The 20,670-nt window shown below is 64.2% G+C and carries 14 protein-coding genes; 12 read left to right on the top strand and 2 right to left on the bottom strand.

From position 1 onward, the window contains the following. Positions 1–62 precede the first annotated feature (62 nt). From OKA04_RS07765 to OKA04_RS07720, 10 genes are all read left to right on the top strand, one after another. Entirely contained in the window at positions 63–2,909 is a 2,847-nt protein-coding gene (locus OKA04_RS07765; RefSeq protein WP_264500581.1) for a M16 family metallopeptidase, read from the top strand. A gap of 102 nt (positions 2,910–3,011) precedes the next feature. Next, positions 3,012–3,833: an ATP-grasp domain-containing protein gene (locus OKA04_RS07760; RefSeq protein WP_264500580.1), complete on the top strand. Its 822-nt coding sequence runs from the start codon at positions 3,012–3,014 to the stop codon at positions 3,831–3,833. Between the two features lie 75 nt (positions 3,834–3,908). Then, positions 3,909–4,217 carry a plasmid mobilization protein gene (locus OKA04_RS07755; protein ID WP_425503660.1) on the top strand — a complete coding sequence of 103 codons (309 nt, stop codon included), beginning with the start codon at positions 3,909–3,911 and terminating at the stop codon, positions 4,215–4,217. After that, positions 4,214–4,624, top strand: a complete 411-nt coding sequence (locus OKA04_RS07750) for a PIN domain-containing protein (RefSeq protein ID WP_264500578.1) — start codon at positions 4,214–4,216, stop codon at positions 4,622–4,624. The genes OKA04_RS07755 and OKA04_RS07750 overlap by 4 nt, the downstream gene beginning before the upstream one ends. 129 nt (positions 4,625–4,753) lie before the next feature. After that, positions 4,754–5,716 (top strand): phosphotransferase, encoded by a 963-nt coding sequence (locus OKA04_RS07745; protein ID WP_264500577.1) that lies wholly within the window; start codon positions 4,754–4,756, stop codon positions 5,714–5,716. Next, positions 5,713–7,335: a hypothetical protein gene (locus OKA04_RS07740; RefSeq protein WP_264500576.1), complete on the top strand. Its 1,623-nt coding sequence runs from the start codon at positions 5,713–5,715 to the stop codon at positions 7,333–7,335. Before OKA04_RS07745 ends, OKA04_RS07740 begins: the two co-directional genes overlap by 4 nt. A 46-nt stretch (positions 7,336–7,381) precedes the next feature. Then, a complete protein-coding gene (gene argB, locus OKA04_RS07735) occupies positions 7,382–8,260 on the top strand; it encodes an acetylglutamate kinase (protein WP_264500575.1) in 879 nt (292 codons plus the stop codon). A gap of 55 nt (positions 8,261–8,315) precedes the next feature. Further along, positions 8,316–8,858, top strand: a complete 543-nt coding sequence (locus OKA04_RS07730) for a sigma-70 family RNA polymerase sigma factor (protein WP_264500574.1) — start codon at positions 8,316–8,318, stop codon at positions 8,856–8,858. Next, complete coding sequence (locus tag OKA04_RS07725) at positions 8,855–10,312, top strand: FecR domain-containing protein (RefSeq protein WP_264500573.1); 1,458 nt, start codon at positions 8,855–8,857, stop codon at positions 10,310–10,312. Before OKA04_RS07730 ends, OKA04_RS07725 begins: the two co-directional genes overlap by 4 nt. Before the next feature lie 97 nt (positions 10,313–10,409). Then, complete coding sequence (locus tag OKA04_RS07720) at positions 10,410–12,863, top strand: LamG-like jellyroll fold domain-containing protein (protein WP_264500572.1); 2,454 nt, start codon at positions 10,410–10,412, stop codon at positions 12,861–12,863. 69 nt (positions 12,864–12,932) lie between these two features. On the opposite strand, the gene OKA04_RS07715 is transcribed toward OKA04_RS07720, so the two are convergent. Next, the gene (locus OKA04_RS07715) at positions 12,933–15,560 is read right to left on the bottom strand and encodes a CHAT domain-containing protein (protein WP_264500571.1); all 2,628 of its coding nucleotides are present in this window, start codon (positions 15,558–15,560) and stop codon (positions 12,933–12,935) included. Between the two features lie 141 nt (positions 15,561–15,701). Between OKA04_RS07715 and OKA04_RS07710 the strand changes: the two genes are divergently transcribed. Continuing rightward, entirely contained in the window at positions 15,702–16,487 is a 786-nt protein-coding gene (locus tag OKA04_RS07710; RefSeq protein ID WP_264500570.1) for a DUF3108 domain-containing protein, read from the top strand. 428 nt (positions 16,488–16,915) lie between these two features. Here OKA04_RS07710 and ilvD read toward each other — a convergent pair whose 3' ends face one another. Continuing rightward, positions 16,916–18,616, bottom strand: coding sequence for a dihydroxy-acid dehydratase (gene ilvD / locus OKA04_RS07705; protein WP_264500569.1), 1,701 nt, complete (start codon positions 18,614–18,616; stop codon positions 16,916–16,918). A 398-nt stretch (positions 18,617–19,014) separates the two neighbouring features. Between ilvD and serA the strand changes: the two genes are divergently transcribed. Then, on the top strand, positions 19,015–20,619 hold the full coding sequence (gene serA, locus OKA04_RS07700; RefSeq protein WP_264500568.1) for a phosphoglycerate dehydrogenase: 1,605 nt from the start codon (positions 19,015–19,017) through the stop codon (positions 20,617–20,619). Positions 20,620–20,670 lie beyond the last annotated feature (51 nt).

Below are 20,670 nucleotides of genomic sequence, written 5' to 3'. Positions count from 1 at the left end.
CGGGCCGTCGTGCTTAGGGTGATCTGCTCGCGATGACTTTTTCCTCCCGCCATTTCCGGTGGATGACCTGCGTTGTTGCAGTCGCGCTGGTGGTGTTGGCCATCGGGACGTGTCATCGCGATCAGCCCGGCGAATCGTCTCCACATGTCGCATCCGGGCGTTCTTCGAAGACGGCCCGTTCCGATGACCGCATTGCCACGTGGTCGCAGCGCTTCGCGGTGCAGCGTCCGCCGCCGGAGGAGTTGCTGCCGGATCCCGGGCAGCAGGCGGGAGTCCTGGAGAATGGCATGCGCTACATCGTCGTGGAGCGCCCCGATTCCGCGGAAGAGGTCAGCCTGCGTCTCATGGTGCTCGCCGGGTCGATGCACGAGGATGAGGGTGAAGCAGGCTTTGCCCACTTCATCGAGCACCTCGCATTTCAGGAGACAGGTGAGGGGAATGCCATGGAAGCCTTCGAGCGGATGGGCCTGGAAGCCGGTTCCCATACGAATGCCCACACCGCGCTGGATCACACGCTCTACCGTCTGGACCTGCCCGTGGCGGATGACGCAGCGCTGGAGACCGCCTGCGCATTCCTCAGCCGCACGGCGGGCGGGCTGACCTTTTCCGAGGCGGCACTGGATGCCGAGCGCCGGGTGATCCAGCGCGAGATCGATGAGCGATCAGCCAATTCTCGCTACTATGAGGAAGCAGCGGCCATCCTTCCCGGTGTGCCGGCCTTGCGGCATCGTCCTGCCGGGACGGTGGAGTCCGTCACAGAGGTGACGAGGGAGGCTCTGTTAGATTTCTGGCACCGTCACTATGTCCCATCTCGGATGGTCGTGGTGGCAGTCGGTGACCTGAAGGCGGAGGCAATGACCGCGAGGCTCCGGCGGCACTTCTCGGACATCCCGGCACGCCCCGCGCCCGCGGAACCCGAGGCGGGCGATCCGATGGCTCCCGCTTCCTCACCAGTGACCATCATGCCAAGGGCAGCGACCTCGCAGGTTACCATGACCTTGGCCTTTCCCCGGCCGGTGGATCGCGAGCCGGACAGCCTAGCCAAGCGGCGGCAGGAACTCGTGGCGCAGGTCGGGCTAGCCATGCTGCAAAACCGGATCAGCCGGGAGTTCCACCGGCTCAAAATCGAGGCGACGTCCCCGGACATCAATGCCGCCGAGATCATTCCCGGCGTCGGCTGGCTGAAAGTGTCCTCCTCTTTCAGTCGTCCCGAGCTTCCCCGCGTGGCGAGGGATTTGGTTCTCAGGTGGCGTGCCGCGTTGGCCCATGAGTTCCACGAGACGGAGTTTGCCGAGGCCCGGGGAAAGGTCCGCTTGCAAATGAGGAGGGAATTCCTCTCGCGCATGACAGATGACGCCGCCGATCTGGCGAGGCGTCTCGCGGACTCGGTGCGGACCGGCCGCATCGTCCAATTGCCGGAAGACGAGCTCAACTGGTGTCAGTCGCAATTGCCCACGATCACGCGCCAGGAGTGCGAAGCTCTCTTGAAAGCGATGCAGCTCACGGCTCCCCGGGTCCTCGTGACTGGCGCGGTCGATGACAGTCTCTCGAAAGCGCTGGCGAACGTGGTGGAGGAGGCCCTGACCGCAGACACGCCGCGATTCGTCCATGGCGTGGAGAGCGAGAGATGGAACCCGGAGTCTCCCCGCCCGCCGGGCCGAGTCATCCGCAGGAATCTCGATGAAGGGCGCGGCATCCTTGAGGCCGAGCTTTCCAATCAGGTGCTGCTCAGGCTGGTGCCGATCCCTTCGCTCGGCGGCTTCGTCCAGGTGCAGGTGGACGTTGGTCATGGCAGCCAATCGCTGCCGCCGGAAAGTCCCGCACTCGGCTCCGCTGCACGGTTTCTCTACAAGTGGTATCCGCTGGAAGGATGGCCGGAGCTCAAGCTGAACGCGGCCCTGGCGGACGAAGACCTCAGCCGCAGCTTCACCGTGGCTGGCGATTCTTTCCAGTGGCACGGTCTAACAGATCGTGCCCAGCTCCGCCGTCAGCTCGACCTCCTGGCCTCGATGGTGGATCGTCCCGGGTTCGCCGCCCTGCCTCGGACGTGGAGGCCGCCCGCGGGGATGCGCGCATGGGAGGATCGCGTCCGAGAAGGGGCCTCGGTCCCGTCCCGGGAAGCCTACCGCCGGATGATGGGCGCGGATCCGCGTCACGAGATGCTTCCAGCAGGCATCATGGAAACGGACAGCGATCAGGTCACCGACTGGCTTCTGCCGATGATATCCGGCGACCGCCTGTGCGTGAGCATTGCCGGTGATTTCGAGCCCGAGGCCGCGCTTGCAGCCGTGGCCGCCAGCTTCGGGGCATTGCCTGCACGTCCTCCATGGGAGGACTCAAGCCGGTTCCCGCTGCCGCCGTCGCCCTCTCCCGGAGAGACCCGGATTCCGTTGGCGGAGGGGGTGGACACGGCGACTGTTGCGCTGCTGCTCCCACTCGGTCCCGCCGGCGATTCTGCGGAGATGCTGCGGCGGGACTTGCTCGCGAGGACACTGCAACTCCGCGTCCGGGAAATCATCCGGGAGAAGCGCGGCGATAGCTATTCTCCCTACGTATCCATCATTCCGACCGTCGAGGGTGGCAGTGAATATCTGACCATCAGCATTCACTGTGCTCCCGGTCGCACCGGGGAAATCTCGGAAACCCTGCGGGAACTCGTCCGCGACTTCCGCGACAAGGGCTGGACCCGCGATGAATTCCACCGTGCCCTGCGGCCGCTGCCCCATGTCCGCGCCCGCCAGTTGCGAAGCCCCGAGTGGGTATTGGCCAATCTGATGCGGCCCGACCGGATCGCAGCACCTGAGGAGATGGAGCTGTCCGCCTTGGCCGAACAAGAAAGCGCGGTCCGGGACCTCGCCCGTCGCGTCCTCGATCTGGAGCAGGCGTTGGAGCTACTGATGGATCGATAAGCCTATGGTGGAAATGAATCGAGGGGGGCGATTGATTTTGCGGCACGACGTGGGCTTGTGATGTCCCGTCCATTGGCTAGATTCCTTCATCTCGCTTTCCCCATGAACCCCGGCTCTCCCATCGTCCTGTTAGGTCCGCGGATGACGGAAGACTCCGTCGCCGTGTGGCGGACTTGCCTCGATCTCGGATGGCTGCCGGAGCGTATCCAAGGGTGGCGCGTGCCGCAGCATCTGGCTGTCGCCGGGCGACCGGTGATGATCTACGGCGAGCCGCTTTTTGCCGAGGCAGTGGCGGATCAGACCGGTCTGGTGCTGCTGGAGCCATCGGTGGAATGGCTGACTGTGGTGCCGCGCGAGTATCTGCAGAGGGACATCGAGCTGATGTCCCTAGGGAGCGCTCGCGATCGGACTTCTGCCGCTTTCGTGAAGCCCGCCGACGGCAAGATTTTCGAGCCGAAGGTGTATGCCACGGGCGCCGATCTTCCTACCGACGAGCACGTGGACATGGATATCCCGGTGCTACGCTCCGGCATCGTGGACTTCCGGCTCGAGGTTAGGTGCTTCGTTCGCGGCAGGCAGATCGTGACGCTCAGTCCTTACTGGAGAGACGACGAACTGGCCCGCGGTGAGGACGGCATGTGGGGCTTTTTACCGGACGAGGAAGAAGGTGCCCGCAAATTTGCGGAGGCGGTATTGGCCGATGATCGCGTCCTTCTGCCTCCGGCCTGCACTCTCGATGTGGGCCGCCTTCCCGATGGCTCATGGGCGGTCATCGAGGCAAATCCCTGCTGGGGCGCGGGTCTCTACGGATGTGATCCCAAGGAAGTGTTACTTTCGATTCAAGACGCGATCATCCCGCGTGACTCGCTCACCGAAGAGTCGCGCCGTTGGGTGTCGAAGCGACGGACTTCGGTGCTCCAGTGACGGGAATGTGGATCTTCGCTGGATTTTCAGGGGCAGGCTGACCGCCAGGAAGATCTTTCAGTCTTTGATGCCGAAGTGTCGCTTTTAGGAGATCCGTACTGGTCGCCCTTGAAATTACATGATTCCGGTAATACCGTAATACCTGTGACCACCCTCAGTTTCAAAGTGAGCGACGACGAGGCTCACGAGATTCGCAAGCAAGCGAAGCTCGCAGGCATCACGGTGTCCGATTTCCTTCGCCGCCGGGCGATGGGACATGTGTCCGGTACGCCTGTGGGCAAGGTCCGTTGCGAGTTCACCGGAGCGGAGATCTTCGCTCCGTTGGAGGGCGCGGGGCCGCTCACCACTGCATCCGTTCGTGAGATGCTCTCGGATTTCCCATGACTTACCTGCTGGACGTCAATGTATTGGTGGCGTGGGGGTGGGCTGATCATGCCGAGCATCGCCGTGTCGTGGCTTGGCTCGCATCAATGAAGAAGGTTGAGGAAGCATGTATCCTGACCTCCTCGATCCCTGAACTCGGGTTCATCCGGGTTTCACTTCAACGCGCCGCCGGTCGACTCGCGATGGAGGATGCTGTTCAGACCCTGCGTTCGATGATCGGGTCACTTGGCGACTCGCACGGGTTCCTTCCTGATGATCAATCAGCCGTGGAAGGTTTTCCTTCCTGGTGTGACGGGGCCTCCCGAACCACGGATGCTCACTTGCTGGCTTTGGCCATGAAGAACGGAGCGGAGCTGGCAACCCTTGATCTCGGAATTCCCGGAGCTTTCGTAATTCCTTCGCTCTGATCCAGCGGCGAACCTGCAGCAAAGAGGATCATTTTTTCGCTTTGTTATGGAAAACCACCCGGGCGGGTCGGATTGATCGCAAATTTCCACCTTGTCCCGCGGGAGTTCTTCCGAAAACTCCGCGCCGCGATGCCGACCGATTCGATCCTCTACGCGACCCGCCAATTCCTCGGGATCGCGCCGACCGTTTCCGTGACCCTGACGCCGATCAAGAAAGGCGCGTCGGGCCGGACCATCGTGCGCGTCGCAACGCCGGAGCGCGACCCCTTCATCGGCATCCACTGGACCGACGAGCGGCCTGACAGCGACAATTTCCTGCCGGTGGCGAAGTTCCTGAAGGCGACGAAGCTGAATGTGCCGGAGATCTTCTTCGATATCCCGCACCGCCGGGTGGCGCTGGTCGAGGATCTCGGCGACATCGACCTGCTGTCGATGAAGGATCGCCCCTTCTCCGAGCGCGAGCCCTACTACCGCTCCGCCCTCCAGCAGATCGACAAGCTTTTCTACTCGAAGGGCCCGAAGGATTTCGAGCTGATGCCTTCCTTCGATGAAGCGCTCTACCGCTGGGAGCAGGAGTATTTCTTCGACCACCTCGTGGAGGACCTGCTGGAGATGGACGCTTCCTCGCTGCGGGAAGACGAAGCCTTCACGGACCTGGCGAAACGCCTCGGTAGCTCGGCGAAGCACCTGGTGCACCGCGATTTCCAGTCGCAGAATCTCCTGCTAAAGGACGGCAAGGCTTGGTGGATCGATTTCCAGGGCATGCGCCGTGGCCGCCAGGAGTATGACATCGCGTCGCTCGTCTTCGATCCCTACATGGACCACTCGGAGGAGGATCGGGAGGCGATCCTCTCGATCTGGGAGGATATTTCCGAGGACAGGCCGGAGACGACCATCTTCCACCAGTGCGCGGCCCAGCGTCTCATGCAGGCGCTCGGTGCATATGGGAATATCGCGAAGAACCGCGGCGACGACTGGTACCTGCAATTCATCGCGCCTGCCGCCCGCATGCTCGCGCATGTGACAGCAGGAACCCCGCTGGAAAAACCCCTCGCGCCCGTGCTGGCGAAGGCGACAGAGTTCGCGCCGTGACCACACCGTCCAGCCGGACCTTCACCCACGCCGCGATCCTTCTCGGCGTGGGCTTGTTCGCGCTCGGCGGCGCGTCGCTGATCGCACCGCTGCGCACGCTGGAGCGGTGGATCGTGAAGCGGGTGGCCGTCGCGATCGATCCGGTGGACACCATCGTGGACGGTCAGGGCAGCCAAGAGGTTCCGTGGACGCGGCGTCTGGCCGTGCCGCCGGCGACCCCGCCGCCGGTGCGCATGCTGACGATCGACGAGGATCCCGAGCGCTGGTTCAGCGCCTCGCCGCTCGCGCCGGTCGATCACGCGACCATTTTCGCCCGCCTCGCCGACGTGGGGCACAAGACACTCGGAGTCGGCCACCTGATGGCGTGGGACGAGCCTCAGCCGCTGGCGATGGACGCGCTGCGCCAGCAGCTCGACCGCTTCGATGGCGCGGTCATCGCCCTGCCGCTCGCTAGGGGTGCCGCACCGGAACCGGTCGCCGCGCCTTTCCTCCGCTGGTCGATCAATGCGAAGGACGCGAAGGGAGATGTCGCCTCACTGCCGCAGGTGAACCGCATTTCCATCCCGAATGCCGAGCTCGGCGGCCAAAAGACCTTGGCAGGATTCTCCCTCCTCGAAAACGAGAAGGACCCCGGTGACGGCACCCAGCCGCTGCTCGCGCAATGGGGGGACCGCGTGATCTTCTCCTTCCCGCTCGCGGTGGAGATCGCCGGACAGGGCCTGAAGCCCGAGGACGTGCTGGTCGATGTGGGCCACGAGGTCCGGCTCGGTCGGGACGGCCAGGTCATCCCCATCGACGGCTTCGGCCGCGGTCCGGTGGCGAAGGACATACAGACGGTCGAGGCTCCCGCGATGCGGCTCATCTACGAGAAGAATTCGCTGCCCGCGCTGGCGCTGCCGCTCATCACGCGCGATGTCCGCACCGGCCTGCCAGCCGCCGAGAAGGCGTGGTCGGACGGGCTCGCTGGCAATGTCCAGGCGCTCCGGCAGGCTCAGCGCTTCCAGCCTGCCGTCCCGCTGCCACGTCCGGACACGCTCATGGAGCTGGCCCTGATGCTGGGCATGGTCTTCTTCGGCACCTGGGCCACCTGCCAGCGGAATGTGGCATGGCGCGCCATCACCGCGCTGATGCTGGCGGGGATCGGGGCGCAATTGCTCTACCTCTTCGCCTCGCGGCAAAATCTGTGGCTTCCGCCGCTGGCCATCCTCTCGCCCGGCGTGACCGCCTTCGGTCTGGCATTCGTGAGAAAGCGCCAGTCCGCAGTGACCACGACCGCTGTGATCCCGGTGACCACGGCTCCCATCGACCGGGTGATCGAGGTCTCCTCGGAGGTCGTCAGGCCCGCGCCGCAGCCCGTCTATCTGCCACAGCCGGTCGAGCATGAGCCATGGCCCGAGGAGGTGCCCGCCGTCGCAGAAGACGTGGAAGAGCCCCTGAAGCCCGCTCGCAAGGTGGGCAAGAAGGCCGCGAAAAAAGCTCCCACCAAGACCGCGGCGAAAAAGGCCGCGAAGAAAGCGCCTGCCAAGAAGGCCGCGAAAAAGGCAGCTCCTAGAAAGGCCGGGCCGACCGATGAGGCCGGGCCAGAGTCCGCGGCAGGCGACGATGAGGCTGCGCCGTGACGGCACGCTGCCGGATTCCAGATTTCAGAAAACCAAGACCGATCCCATGTCCCTCCAGCATCCCATCGAAAAAGCCGAGGCACTCATCGAAGCCCTGCCCTACCTGCAGGCCTTCCGCGGCAAGACCTTCCTCATCAAGATGGGCGGCTCGGCGATGGAGGACCCGGACCTCGTCGCGAAAGTGATGCGCGATGTCGTTTTCCTCGAGGTCGCGGGCATCAATCCCATCGTCGTTCACGGCGGCGGCAAGGCGATCTCCGCCGCGATGAAGGACGCGGGGCTCGATGCCGAGTTCGTCGGCGGCTTCCGCGTCACGTCAGACCAGGCGATTTCCATCGTCGAGAAGGTGCTGTCGAACGAGATCAATCCCGGCCTCGTCCGCATGATCCGCGACCTCGGCGGCAAGGCCGTGGGCATCGCTGGCACGGATGTCTTCCTCGGTGAGAAGATGCACGCCACCGGCAAGGACGGCGAGCGCGTCGATCTCGGCCGGGTGGGGGAGGTGGTCGGTTGCCAGCTCGGCCAGATGGATGCCGCGCACCGTGCAGGCATCGTGCCGGTCATCTCGCCGCTCGCGGCGGAGCTCGCCACCGGCCGTCCGCTCAATATCAATGCCGACCTCGCCGCCGCCGCCCTCGCGAAGGAGCTGCGCGTGGCAAAGCTGGTCTATCTCTCCGATGTCCCCGGCCTGATGAAGGACCCCTCGAAGCCGGAGACGCTCATCAAGTCCGTGAGCCGCGCCGAGGCTGACGATCTCATGGCCGACGGCACGATCTCCGGCGGCATGATCCCGAAGGTGAAGAGCGCCGTGGACGCCCTGAATGCGGGCGTGCGGAAGGTCCACTTCATCGATGGCCGCCTGCCGCATGCCCTGCTGCTGGAGATCTTCACCGACGGCGGAATCGGCACCGAGGTGACGCGCTGAGGGAAAAGCGGAATTTTTTCGTCAGGATCGTCCGTTTTGCGGAACATTCCGCGGGATGTTGTCACGCGCCGAGCCACGGGATGATCCGCAGGACGACTCCGCCTTCGCGGCGGAGATCGATGCCTTGCGCGTCCCGCTGCGTGGCTACGTCATGAGCATCCTGCCTCATCACGCGGCGTGCGATGACGTGGTGCAGGAGACCAGCGTCTTCCTGTGGGAGCGCCGGGACGAGCGTGACGACGATACGAATCTCAAGGCGTGGGCCTTCAAGGTCGCGTGGTTCAAGGCGATGGCCTGGCGGCGCGACCAGCAGCGGGAGAAGACGGTGAGCTTCTCCGAGGACACGCTGCACGAAATCTCCACGGCGGCGGAAAGCCTCTCCGAGGACGCCACCGAGCGCCTGCATGCCCTGCGCTCCTGCCTCTCCCGGCTGTCCCCGGAGGAGGTGAAGCTGCTGCGCCTGCGCTACGTCGATGGCGGATCGCTCACCAGCCATGCGCATGAACAGCAGATGAAGCCAGCCCGCGTGCAGAAGACGATCTCCCGCCTCCGGCTGGCGCTGCGTCACTGCATCGAAACGAAACTCTCCCGCGCATGACCCCGAGCCCCGAACTCCGGAAACTGATCGACCAACTCCTCGCGGAGGGTGGTCTGGGCAAGGTGGAGACCAGCCGCCTCGAGGAGCTGTTGAAGGCCCCTGCAGCCATGCGCTACTACACGGAAGTGATGGCGCAGGAGGCCATGATGGCCGAGGCGCTGGAAGGAATCGAGGGGACCGCGAAGACTCCGAAGATCGTGCGTTTCCCCGTGAAGGCGGCGACGCTCGCAGCGGCAGCCTGTGTGGTTTTCACCTTGGGATTCTTCAGCGGTCGCGACAATGCGGAGTCCGTGCTGATGCCGGTGAAAAAGCACCAGAGCGTGCAAGTGACCGGCCTGATGGGAGTGGAGTGGGGCGATGCGGGAGCGCCGCAATTCACCTCCGGTTCGGTGACGGCGGAGCGCGTGGCCTTTCACACCGGTCTTGTGGAGCTCACCTATGCGAGCGGCGTCCGCGTGACGCTCGAGGGACCGGCGGATTTCTCGGTGACGGACGCGACCTCGGGGAATCTCGCGAGCGGGAAACTGGTCGCCTACGTCCCGCCCGGCGCGGAGGGATTCACGGTGGACTACGCGCAGGGAAAGGTGGTGGACCTCGGCACGGAGTTCGCGATGGACGTGAGCGGGCGTCAGGCCGAGGTGGGCGTTTTTGATGGCGAGATCGAACTGCACTTGCCCGGGGACAAGCCGAGGTCGCTTTTCCAGGACCAGGCAGTCATCCATCGCGAGGGCTTGGAGAACCGCTTGCGTGCGGTGCCGCTGGACCGTGAGAAATTCGTGCGGCGCATGCCCGCCCGGGATTTTCGCTGGGAAGTTACCTCGGCGGGCACCCGCGAGCTGGAATTCGACGTCTCTCACCTGATCTGGAAGCCCTCCGACTATCGGGCCATCTTCAAGTGGATGGAGGGTCGCGACGCGATCATCATCCGGAATGTCGAGCTGCGCCGCGATGGCAGGGCGGTCTCCGCGGATACCCACACGGGCGTGACCGGAAACCTGAAGCTGGTGAGCGCCAATGTCTTCGGGCTGGACGTGAAGCCGGGAGACTTCGAGCGCGGACGGTGGACCTTGCACGTGACCGTGGAGACGTATCCACGTGATGACTGGGCCTCGGATCGCACCGTGCCCGTGGCGAGCGTCGGCCTCCTGCAATTCGAGGAAGGCCTCGTCTCCACTGCCACCGCGTCGGACTTCATCGGACGCTGGAGCTACTACAATCTCGGCAGCCAGTACGTCCGAGAATTCCTGCCGGACGGTCAGGTGCGGCTTTTCGTGAATGGCGAGGAGCGGCCCGCCGCGTTCCGGGGCTCCTACTGGGAGGTTTCCGATGGTGTCTTGAGGGTCGGAGTGCCGAGTTCACCGGGCGTCCATGAGAGACATGCGCTTCGTGACCGGAACACCTTGATTTTCATGAGTAATCCATACGGAAACGCGACGAGGGTGGTGGATCCGTAATTTTTTTGGCGGATTTTTGTCAGGAAGGGACATTTCGCGGTACGGACATCGAAGCGGAGGATTCCGGGTTATCCGGGCGCCCCCGTGCCGAGAATCCATGAAAAAAACACCTCTGAAAACCCATGGCCTCGCGGTCGCCCTGCTCGTCGCGGCGCAAGGCCCCTCCCAGGCGGAACTCGTGGCCCGCTGGGGCATGAACGAGATGACCGGCAATATTTCCGATACCTCCGGAAACCAACTGACGGGCAGGCCGACTGCAGTCTCCCTGGCAAACAACGGCCTGACCTACGGCCAGCCCTCCGTGACCGAGGGCACCTATGGCGCGATCACGGTGACCGCTGCCGACGTGGCGAAATTCGGTACCTCGATCCAGTTCAACCGCGCGGGCAGCGGGATGTTCCAGATCGGGAGCCCTGCGGTGATCGGCAATCTTGCCGGCCCCGGGAAGACCGGTACCTTCACCCTGATGTGTTGGGTGAATGCCAACATCACCGCGAACTCGAACCAGCGGATCTTTTCCACGGGCCCTGCGAATGGCTGGGGCGTCGGACTTTCGAATGCGGACAAGGCGCTCTTCACCACCTTCGGCGTGGTGGACATGCGCTCCACCACCGCCGTCTCGGCGAACAACGTCTGGCAGCACGTGGCCTACGTGTGGAATGCCGGAGCGGTGGAGGTCTTCATCAACGGCAACTCCGTTTACACCGCCACGTCCGCGAACTTCAACGACGAGACGGTCACCCAGTACGGTATCGGCGCGAATAGCAATAACATCGATCCCTTCAATGGCAGGATCGACGACCTAAAGATCTTCAATACCGCGATGACCCAGTCGCAGATCGTGGCGGCGGCGATTCCCGGACCGGAGATCACCACTGCGGCCGTGAACAGCTTCACCAATGACGGGCGAAGCCAAGTTTTCAGTGTGCTGGTCTCCAATGCGGCAGTCAGCGGTGATCTGACCGTCACGTCTGTCACACCGGTCGGCCAGAATGCGGATCTCTTCTCCGTGGTCGATTTCTCGGAGACATTGATCCCCGGCGAAAACGGTACCGTGGAGCTGGGCTTCGATCCGCCCGAGGGAAGCGGGACGTATCTGGTCACGCTTCAGATCGCATCGAATGACCCACAGCAGCCTGTCCGTCTGGTGCCGGTGACCGTCGTCGTCGTGGATCCGGTGATCTCGGCAGCGACCCCGCGGGTGGACTTCGGCGATCTGGCGGCGAATCCGGGGCCGCAGACCATGACGCTCACGCTGAACAACGATGGCGGAGGGACGCCGCTGTATTTCTCCGGCGCGACATTCGCGGGTCAGGGCGGAAACGGCTTTTCCGTGGTGTCTTCTCCCGATCAGATTGATCCGGGCGAAAGCGGTGACGTGGTGATTTCCTTCGATCCCGGGACTGCGACCGGGGCCTTCGGAGACCTCCTGAAGATCGAGACCAATGCCGGGAATGCGGGAATCCTGCACGTGCCCGTCCTCGCAAATGTCGCCCTCTCCGCCGCTACCAAGCCCGTCACCATGGTGAACGGGAACTTCGATGCGGGCCTGTGGAACTCGAATATCGGCACGGCCCCGCAGGGCTGGACGAACTCGCTCGCCACTCCACCCGCAAACGGCCTCTACGGCCAGGCCGGCAACCTGACTCCCGGGCTGACGAGCATCGCCGCCCATTCGCAGTCCGTCGCCGGCTACTACGAGCAAAACCTAACCACCGGAAATGCGGGCCTGACCGCGGGAGAAGTGGACTCCATCACGGTATCGCTGGATCGCTTCTACCGGAACGATGCCTTCACCAACGGCCACGCGCTGCTCCGCGTTTCGCTCTGGGACAAGACGAACAACCTCGAGATCACGGGCCGCGACATTGTCTTCGAGAATCCCGGCGTCGCCTCGGGAGGAAATATCCTCACCCCCGTGTCGCTGGATCTTCCCTACGATTCTTCGACCTACGGAAGCGAGGAGATCGCCCTGCGCTTCACCCGCATCGCGCCCTTCGTGGTGAATGCGAATGCAAACCAGGCCACGCTCGTCATCGACAATGTCAGCGTGTCCGTGGACGGCACCTGGGCTCCGGCCGCTGGCTACGCAAGCTGGGCCGTCTCCATGGGTCTCGATGGGACGCCGGGCAAGGAAAGCGGACCGGCCGACGATCCTGACCACGATGGCGTGTCGAACTTCGACGAGTATGCCTTCGGCGGTCATCCGCTGGCTGGTGGTTCCGGCGTGATCCAGGCCGTGTCCGCGACCGATACGAACGGGGACTCGCAGCGCGAGCTGATCCTGACGGTGGCGGTGCGGGAAGACGCCGTATTCACGGGTACCACGTCACCGGTCGGCACGGCCGCCGGAGTATCGTATGCGATCCAGGGCAGCCTTGATCTGGTAGACTTCGTCGCAGCGGTGGAAGGCCCGCTCGCGGCTGCGGTCGTCCCGGTCTCGCTGCCAGCGTCGCCGCCCGCCGGTTACAAGTATGTTTCCTTCCGCCTCGCGGGGTCCGGCGGGTTGCCCGGGAAGGGCTTCCTGCGTGCCGCCGCGACGGTGAATTGAGCAGATCTCGAGGTCGAGAAGGTCATCGTCCGTGGGAGCGGGTTCTACCTGCGGGCGATGACCACCATTTCATGCCGCCGTCCGCCGCTTGAGCAGGCGCGCGGCGAGGAAGAGGAGGAGCGGGAGCGCGAGGAGCATCCGCATCCACGGCAGGCCCGGCTTGAGCGGCTCTGCAACGATCACCTCGCCGGTCGCGAGCGGTGCATTTTGGCTCAGCACGAAGGGCGCGTAACGCAAGACCGCGGTTTCGAAGTCGTTGTCATTTCCGGCTTCTGTTAGGAACTCCCGCTGGCACTGCCACAGCGCCTGCGCGGGTCGATCCGAGGTGAGCGCGAGTTGGTAAAAGCGCTCCATGAATGCCGGCGTCGAGCGGTCCGATACCGGCCACAGCGCCACCACGATTTCCCGCGCACCCGCGAGCGCAAAGCCACGCCGCAAGCCGAGCAGCCCCTCGCCGGAGACCGCGGTGCCCGCTCCGGATTCGCAGGAGGACAGCGTGACCAGACGCGTGCCCTGCAGCGGCAGCCTCGCCACCTCGGCAGGGAAGAGCAGGTCATCGTCCGGCGAGTAGACAGGGGAGCCCGGCTTTCTCAGGGCCGCCCGGTGCAGCAGCAGACCACCGGCATGAAGCAGGTCGGAGTGCTCGTCGAAGTCGAGCGCCGCCGCGGTCGGCACGTCCTGTGACAGGAAGAACGCGTGGCAGCCGAGGTGCAGGACGGCGGGCGCATTCCCGATCGATGCCAGCGAGCGTTCGCTTGCCTGCTCGTCCAGCAGGATGTGCGAGCCCTCCGGTGCGAGCTTCCGGAGCCGGTCCAGCTCGTCCGCCGTGCCTGGCATGTCATCGAGCCCGGCGAGCAGCTCCAGCAGGTGATCTCCCGCGGGAGGTTCCCCGGATTTCGGGAACTCCGAGACTCCTAGTAATTCCCACGGGGATGCGGAGAGGCGCATGGCTGGGGGCTCATCCAGCAGGTCGCGCCCGCTGGTCACCGTGGCAATCTGGAGGAAGCGTGTGCAAAGCGGTTGCATCTCCCCGTCGAGCAGGGCGGGCAGCGGGAGGAAGTGCAGCGCCCCATCCGGCGAGAAGGCGACGTGCTGGATTCCCGTCGGCAGCACTGCGGCCACCGGCTCCCAAAAGCCCCGGTGCATCGAGTTCAGGATGGCTCGCAGCTTCAGGGCGGGCGGCGGCTGGTCCACGCCCGCCAGCATGCCGGCCTTCCACGCGAGACGATCCCGGAACGCGGCGAGCCAGCGCTCCAGATCCTCACCGCTTCCCAGCGGCACCCACTTCGGAGGGCCATTCGGCAGCAGCACGATCGCCCCGTATCGCACCTCGCCCTCGATGGTCGTGAAGCGGCACGCGTCCACCAGTGCCGATCCCGGAGCCAGCGCCTGCTGCACCGTGCGCCAGTCGGGAATGACGTGGCTCTTCCCCGTGGTGAGCATGGCGTCGAAAAGCCGGGCCTTCGTCGCAAGCAGCACGTTTGCGATCCGCTCTGCGTCACCAGTCGCGCAGGCCAGAGAGACCAGATCGTGACGCTGGAGGAAATTCAGCCGCTCCTTTTCGCTCCCTTGAACGATGAGCTCGTCCAGCACGGCGATCCCGAGCGCAGTGGCTCGGTCGATCTGCGTGGCGGCGTCCTCGTTTCCGGATAGCAGGGCATTGCGGGCCAGATTGCGTGCGGTCTCCGACGCCTGCACGCTCACGCGTGGCAGATGCTTCTCCTGCAGCGCTGCCGCGCGTCGCAACGAGGTCTCCGCCCGCGGGTAATCGCCCGCCGCCTGCTCCGCCGAGCCGAGGTTATTGAGCGGCGTGATCAGCGACGGGTGCTCCGGGCCGAAATGGCCTTCCAGCAGGTCGAGCGCTTCCCGGAAGGACTTCCTCGCCTCGTCCGGATGTCCCAGCGACAGGTCCAGCGCACCGAGATTATTCAGGAAAGGCACCGCGCGGAAAGGGGAGTCGCGGTAGAGCTTGCGGGCCTTCGCGGCGGTCTCCTCCATGCCACGGCGAGCTTCCTCGGTCTTCCCCAGACGGAGCTGGGCCAAGGCGAGCTGGCTGGAGAGGGAGAGCCGCAGCTCAGCATTCCCGGGATCGAGACCGAGCGCTTCCCGGAATGTCTCCGCGGCCCGCGCGTGGCTGCCGAGCACGTGGAAGTATCGGCCGAGGTTTCCCAGCCGCCGGGCACGCGATTCGGTATCCGCAGCGGGAGTCGCCTCCAGCGTTTGCATCAGGAGCGCGTTCGCTTCCGGGTATTTCCCTTGTGTCAGGAGATTGAGCGCGAGGTGCTCTTGTCCCTGGATGCGGTCGGGCCCTTCCGGGCGAAGCTCGATCACTTCCCGCAGGTGTTTCTCCGCGTCGGCGTCTTTTCCCAGATCCTGCTCTGCCAGCGCCAGCACCTCCAGCGCATCGGCGCGGCCTTCCGGGGTGTCGGCGGCAAGTCGTTCGAGGGCGAGCTGCAGGTGGGGCAGGGCCTCTTCCGTTTTCCCGGCCTGACGCTCGATCGCGCCGAGGTAATGGAGCGCACGCCCGGACTCGATCGCGTTCTCGGGCGACGGGTTTTCCCGCCACGCCTCTTCCCACTCGGCCACCACCCCCTCCATTTCCTGCTCCGTTGGCGGCGGATCATCCGTGTCGAGCGCCGCCGCCGCTCCTATGCCGAGGATCAGCAGGCAGACGACGGTGCGGCGGGGAGGGGGCATCCGGACGAGTCTGAGGTTGGCGACGTGCCTAACATCCCTGAACCGTCCCCGGCTGACAAGCCTGCGCCGAGGGAGGGTGACACGCACCATCCCAGTCTTTCCTTGAATGAGTTCACTTTGGGCGGAGTCTGATGGATAGCCATGAAAGTCGCCGCATTGCTCCTGACCCTCAGCCTGCCAGTCATGGCGGATTGGAAAGCGGAAGTCACCCCTGCCAAGCTCGGACCGCACCCGAAGATCACCCCGCAGGAATTCGACTACCGGCTCTCATGGAACGGCATGGTGGATGCCGGGAAGCTCACCTTCAGCTTCGGGAAAAAGGACCCGAAGTATCCCTCGGACTACGTCGCTCGGGCGCATGGCGGCAGCACCGGCGTGGCCTCCAAGCTCTACAAGAGCAACGTGGCCCTGATCTCCCGTCTCGACCCCGCCACCCTGAAGCCGCGCTTCTCCGTGGGCGTGCAGGACGAGGGGAAGGAGATCGTCACCACCCGCAGCAGTTGGGCAGGCACGCAGGTCACCAGCGAGCGCATCACCAAGGTGGCGAAAACCGGTGCCGAGACGACCGCCGAGACGAAATTCATTTTCACCCCGGTGCATGACATCTTCTCGGCCATGCTGCATGTCCGCAGCCACAAGCTCGCAAATGGCGACAAGCTTGTCTTGCCGCTGATGCCCTTCAACAAGCCATACTTGATGAGGGTTCATGTCTTGGGTCGTGAAAAATTTGCAGGGAGGGACACCATCAAGTTGTCTGTGGCGTTGCAAAAGATCGATCCCAAGTCGAAGGCGCTTTTGCCTTACAAAAAGATGAAAAGCACCACTCTGTGGCTCTCAGATGATGCAAATCGCATTCCTGTGGAGCTGCGATCCGAGGTTTTCATCGGCGATGTGAGGATGACTTTGGCCGCCGACCGAAAACTTTGAGCTTGGAAGCGCAGATTTTCCCCGTAATACACGTAGATCTACGTTAGAACAAGCGCTTGAAAACTGTCCGATTTTGGATAAGTTAAACGCAGCTTCACCGAATTCCTGTATCTGCGTGCGTATTGCATCAGTTGCAGCGGGTTTCGTGGTTCCCCCCAGATTGATACCATGTCTTCCACTACGCCTGACGATTTGATGCATGCATTGTCCGCCGAGCTCAGTACCATGGAAGAGGCGCAAGCAGAGCGCCTCATGTCTATCCTGAGAGGCCTTTTTGCCTGCATGCAGGACCTGAACAACCGCGTCGCTGTCCTCGAAGCCCAGCTCGCCCGCGTCACGCACGGCGAAAACTGAGGCCGCGCCCGGGATTAGCGGCCGTCCGCTGGAAGCGGACCCGGCGGGCCCGCTTCCAGGGAGAAAAAGCAGCTTCAGAGATACTTGTCCGTCACGGCGCCCTCGCTGGCGCTGGTCGTGAGCTTGGCATACTTCGCCAGCACGCCGCGGGTGTAGCGCGGGGCAGGCGGGGTCCAGTTCTCACGGCGGGCCTTCAGCGCGGCATCGTCGAGATCCACGGAGAGGACGTTGTTCACCGCGTCGATGGTGACGATGTCACCTTCCACGAGCAGGCCGATCGGGCCGCCGTCGTGTGCTTCCGGGGTGATGTGGCCGACCACGAAGCCGTGGCTGCCGCCGGAGAAGCGACCGTCGGTGATGAGCGCGACCTTCTTGCCGAGACCCAGGCCCATGATGGCGCTGGTCGGCCCGAGCATCTCACGCATGCCGGGGCCGCCCTTCGGCCCCTCGCGGCGGATGACGATCACGTCGCCCTCCACGATCAGATTGTCGAGGATCGCCTTCATGCCTTCGTCCTCGGAGTCGAAGACGCGGGCACGGCCGGTGAAGACCTCGCCTTCCTTGCCGGTGATCTTGGCCACCGCGCCGCCGGGGGCGAGATTGCCGTAGAGGATGCGCAGGTGGCTGTCCTTCTTGATCGGATTGTCGAGCGGGCGGATGATTTCCTGGCCCTCGGGGTAGTGGATCTTCGAGTTGGCGAGGTTTTCCGCCAGCGTCTTGCCGGTCACGGTGAGGCAGTCACCGTGGAGCAGGCCGGCCTCGAGCAGGATGCGGAGCAGCGGCACGGTGCCGCCGATCTTCACGAGCGCGGCCATGGAATACTTGCCGGAGGGCTTCAGGTCCGCGAGCAGCGGAACCTTCTTGCCGATCTCCGTGAAGTCATTGATCGAGAGTTCCACCTCGGCGGCGTGCGCCATGGCGAGAAGGTGCAGCACCGCATTCGTCGAGCCACCGAGCGCGATCACCACGGTGATGGCGTTTTCGAAGGCCTTCCGCGTCATGATGTCGCGCGGCTTGATGCCGAGATTGATCATGTTCAACACGGCGGCACCGGCGTCGAAGCAGTCGCGCATCTTGTCCTCGGACACCGCGGCCTGTGCGGAGGAGTTTGGCAGGGACATGCCCAGCGCCTCGATCGCGGATGCCATCGTATTCGCCGTGTACATGCCGCCGCAGGAGCCTTCGCCGGGGATGGCGCAGCTTTCCACGGTCTCGAGTTCCTCGTCGGAATACTCGCCGGACGCGTGCTTTCCGACCGCTTCGAAGACGGATACGATATCGAGGTCCTTTTGCTCGCCCTTGATGGTGGCGCAGCCCGGCAGGATGGTGCCGCCATAGACGAAAACCGACGGGCGGTTCATCCGCGCCATCGCCATCACGCAGGCCGGCATGTTCTTGTCACAGCCACCGATCGCGACGAAGCCGTCCATGCCCTCGCAGCCCACCACCGTCTCGATCGAGTCGGCGATGACCTCGCGGGAGACGAGCGAGTACTTCATCCCCTCGGTGCCCATCGAGATGCCGTCGGAAATGGTGATCGTGTTGAAGATCACGGCCTTGCCACCTGCTGCGTCCGCGCCGTTGGCGGATTCCCGGGCGAGGCGGTCGATGTGGATGTTGCACGGGGTGACCTGCGACCAGGTGGAAGCGATGCCGATGTGCGGCTTGGCGAAGTCTTCCTTCTTGAAGCCGACGGCGTAGAGCATCGCACGCGAGGGCGCGCGGTCCGGGCCGTCGAGCATGAGTGAGGAGTAGGGTCTGGTCGGGTCGGGCATGGGAGGGACATGCTACGGGGCTCCGCGCGGCGCGCCAAGAGCGTATTGGTTGTGCGAAAGGGTTCCCAAACGACCGTTGGTGAAAATTATTCACATTTTTGACCGGGCAGTCAGGGAATTCTCTTGCCGTCCCCGCAATTCGTATCGTTTGTAAATACCGCGTTAATTGCAGGTTGCTGCCCTTGCCGACACACTCTCCTCACGAAAATCGCCGGTTCCTCTGAACCCAGGGATATCCCGGCACAACCCAAGAGATTCCGTAAGGAGAGAGTCCGGCAAGGGCGAGCAGTCGCCGCAGGAGTGGCCGTTCGTTGTGCGGCTTTGATTTCCAGCGGTGACGCGAATGAGTCCTGCCCGCTCTTGCCAGCCCGTCCGGGCACGCCTATGGCGCTTCTGACATGGCCACTTACCGCGTGCTCGTTTCGGATCCGATTTCGGAGAAAGGTGTCGAAGCCCTCGCTGCCGCCCCGGGAATCTCCGTGGATGTAAATACCGGTCTCAAGCCGGAGGAGCTTTTGAAGATCATCGGCGACTATCACGGCCTCGTTGTCCGCTCCGAGACGAAGGTCACCGCCGAGCTGCTGGCCGCCGCCACGAACCTGAAGGCCGTGGGCCGCGCCGGGGTGGGGGTGGACAATATCGACCGCAAAGCCGCCACCGACCACGGCGTGATCGTGATGAACACGCCGACCGGCAACACGATCTCGACTGCCGAGCATGCCTTCACGCTGATGCTCAGCGCCGCCCGCAATATCGGCCCGGCCCACTCCGCCGTGCTGAAGGGCGACTTCAAGGCCGCCCGCAAGGCCTACCAGGGCATAGAGCTGAATACGAAGCGCCTTGCCATCCTCGGCATGGGCCGAATCGGCACGGAATTCGCCAAGCGCGCCCAGGCCTTCAACATGACGGTGGTCGCGTACGATCCCTTCCTCACCCAGACCCGCGCCGACGAGCTGAAGGTGGAGCTGGCCGCCACGCCGGACGAGGCCCTGAAGGGTGCCGACGTGGTTACGCTGCACGTACCGCTCACCCCGGACACCAACCGCCTGATCAATGCCGAGCGCCTTGCCCTGATGAACAAGGGCGCGCTGGTCATCAATTGTGCCCGCGGCGGCCTGATCGACGAGGAAGCGCTGAAGGCGGCCATCGAATCCGGCCACATCGCCGGGGCCGGCCTCGATGTTTTCGAGGTGGAGCCGCCGCCGAACGATCACCCGCTTTTCACTCTGAACAAGCACGTCGTCTTCACCCCGCACCTCGGTGCCTCGACGAATGAGGCGCAGGAAAACGTGGGCATCCAAGTGGCCGAGCAGCTCCGCGATTTCTTCGTCACCGGCGAGATTCGGAATGCAATCAACATGCCGTCGCTGGACGCAAAGGCGCTGGCGGAAGTCGGCCCCTATCTCGGCCTCGCCCGCGCGCTCGGCAAGCTGCTGGCAAAGCTTGGCCCGGCCGGCCCGGACTCGCTGCGCGTGTCCTACCACGGCGCCCTCGCGAAGAAGGACACCGGCCTCGTTTCCCGCACGGTGCTGACCGCCCTGTTGGAGGCATCGCATCAGGAAGGCCAGGTGAATATTGTCAATGTCCCCGCCGTTGCCGCCCAGCTCGGCCTCGATCTCGTGGAATCGACGATCAATGCGAAGACGGAATTCAACGAGCTGCTCGTCGCTGAGCTCCGCAAGGGCGAGGCCCGCTACCGCGTGGCCGGAACGATCATCGGCCGCTCGCCGCGGATCGTGGAAATCGACCACCTCTACGTGGACTGCAATATTTCCGGCCGCTTCCTGCTGGTGGAGAATGACGACCGCCCGGGCATCGTCGGCGTGATCGGCACCGCCCTCGGCGCCGCCAGCGTGAATATCGCGAACATGGACCTCAGCCGCACCGCCGACCGCAGCCGCGCGCTGACTCTCATGGAAGTCGATTCCGAGCCGCCCGCCGCCCTCATCGACCAGCTCCGCAGCACCCCGGGCATCCTGCGCGTGCTGACGCTGGATCTCTGAAACCCGAAACGGAAGTCGGGGTAGGCACTCGGTATTTACCGGCCTTTTTGC

Source organism: Luteolibacter flavescens, assembly GCF_025950085.1.
In the GTDB taxonomy this organism is placed as follows: Bacteria; Verrucomicrobiota; Verrucomicrobiia; order Verrucomicrobiales; family Akkermansiaceae; genus Haloferula; species Haloferula flavescens.
Note: the sequence above shows the minus strand (reverse complement) of the source record. Positions and strands in the feature narration are given on the sequence as shown.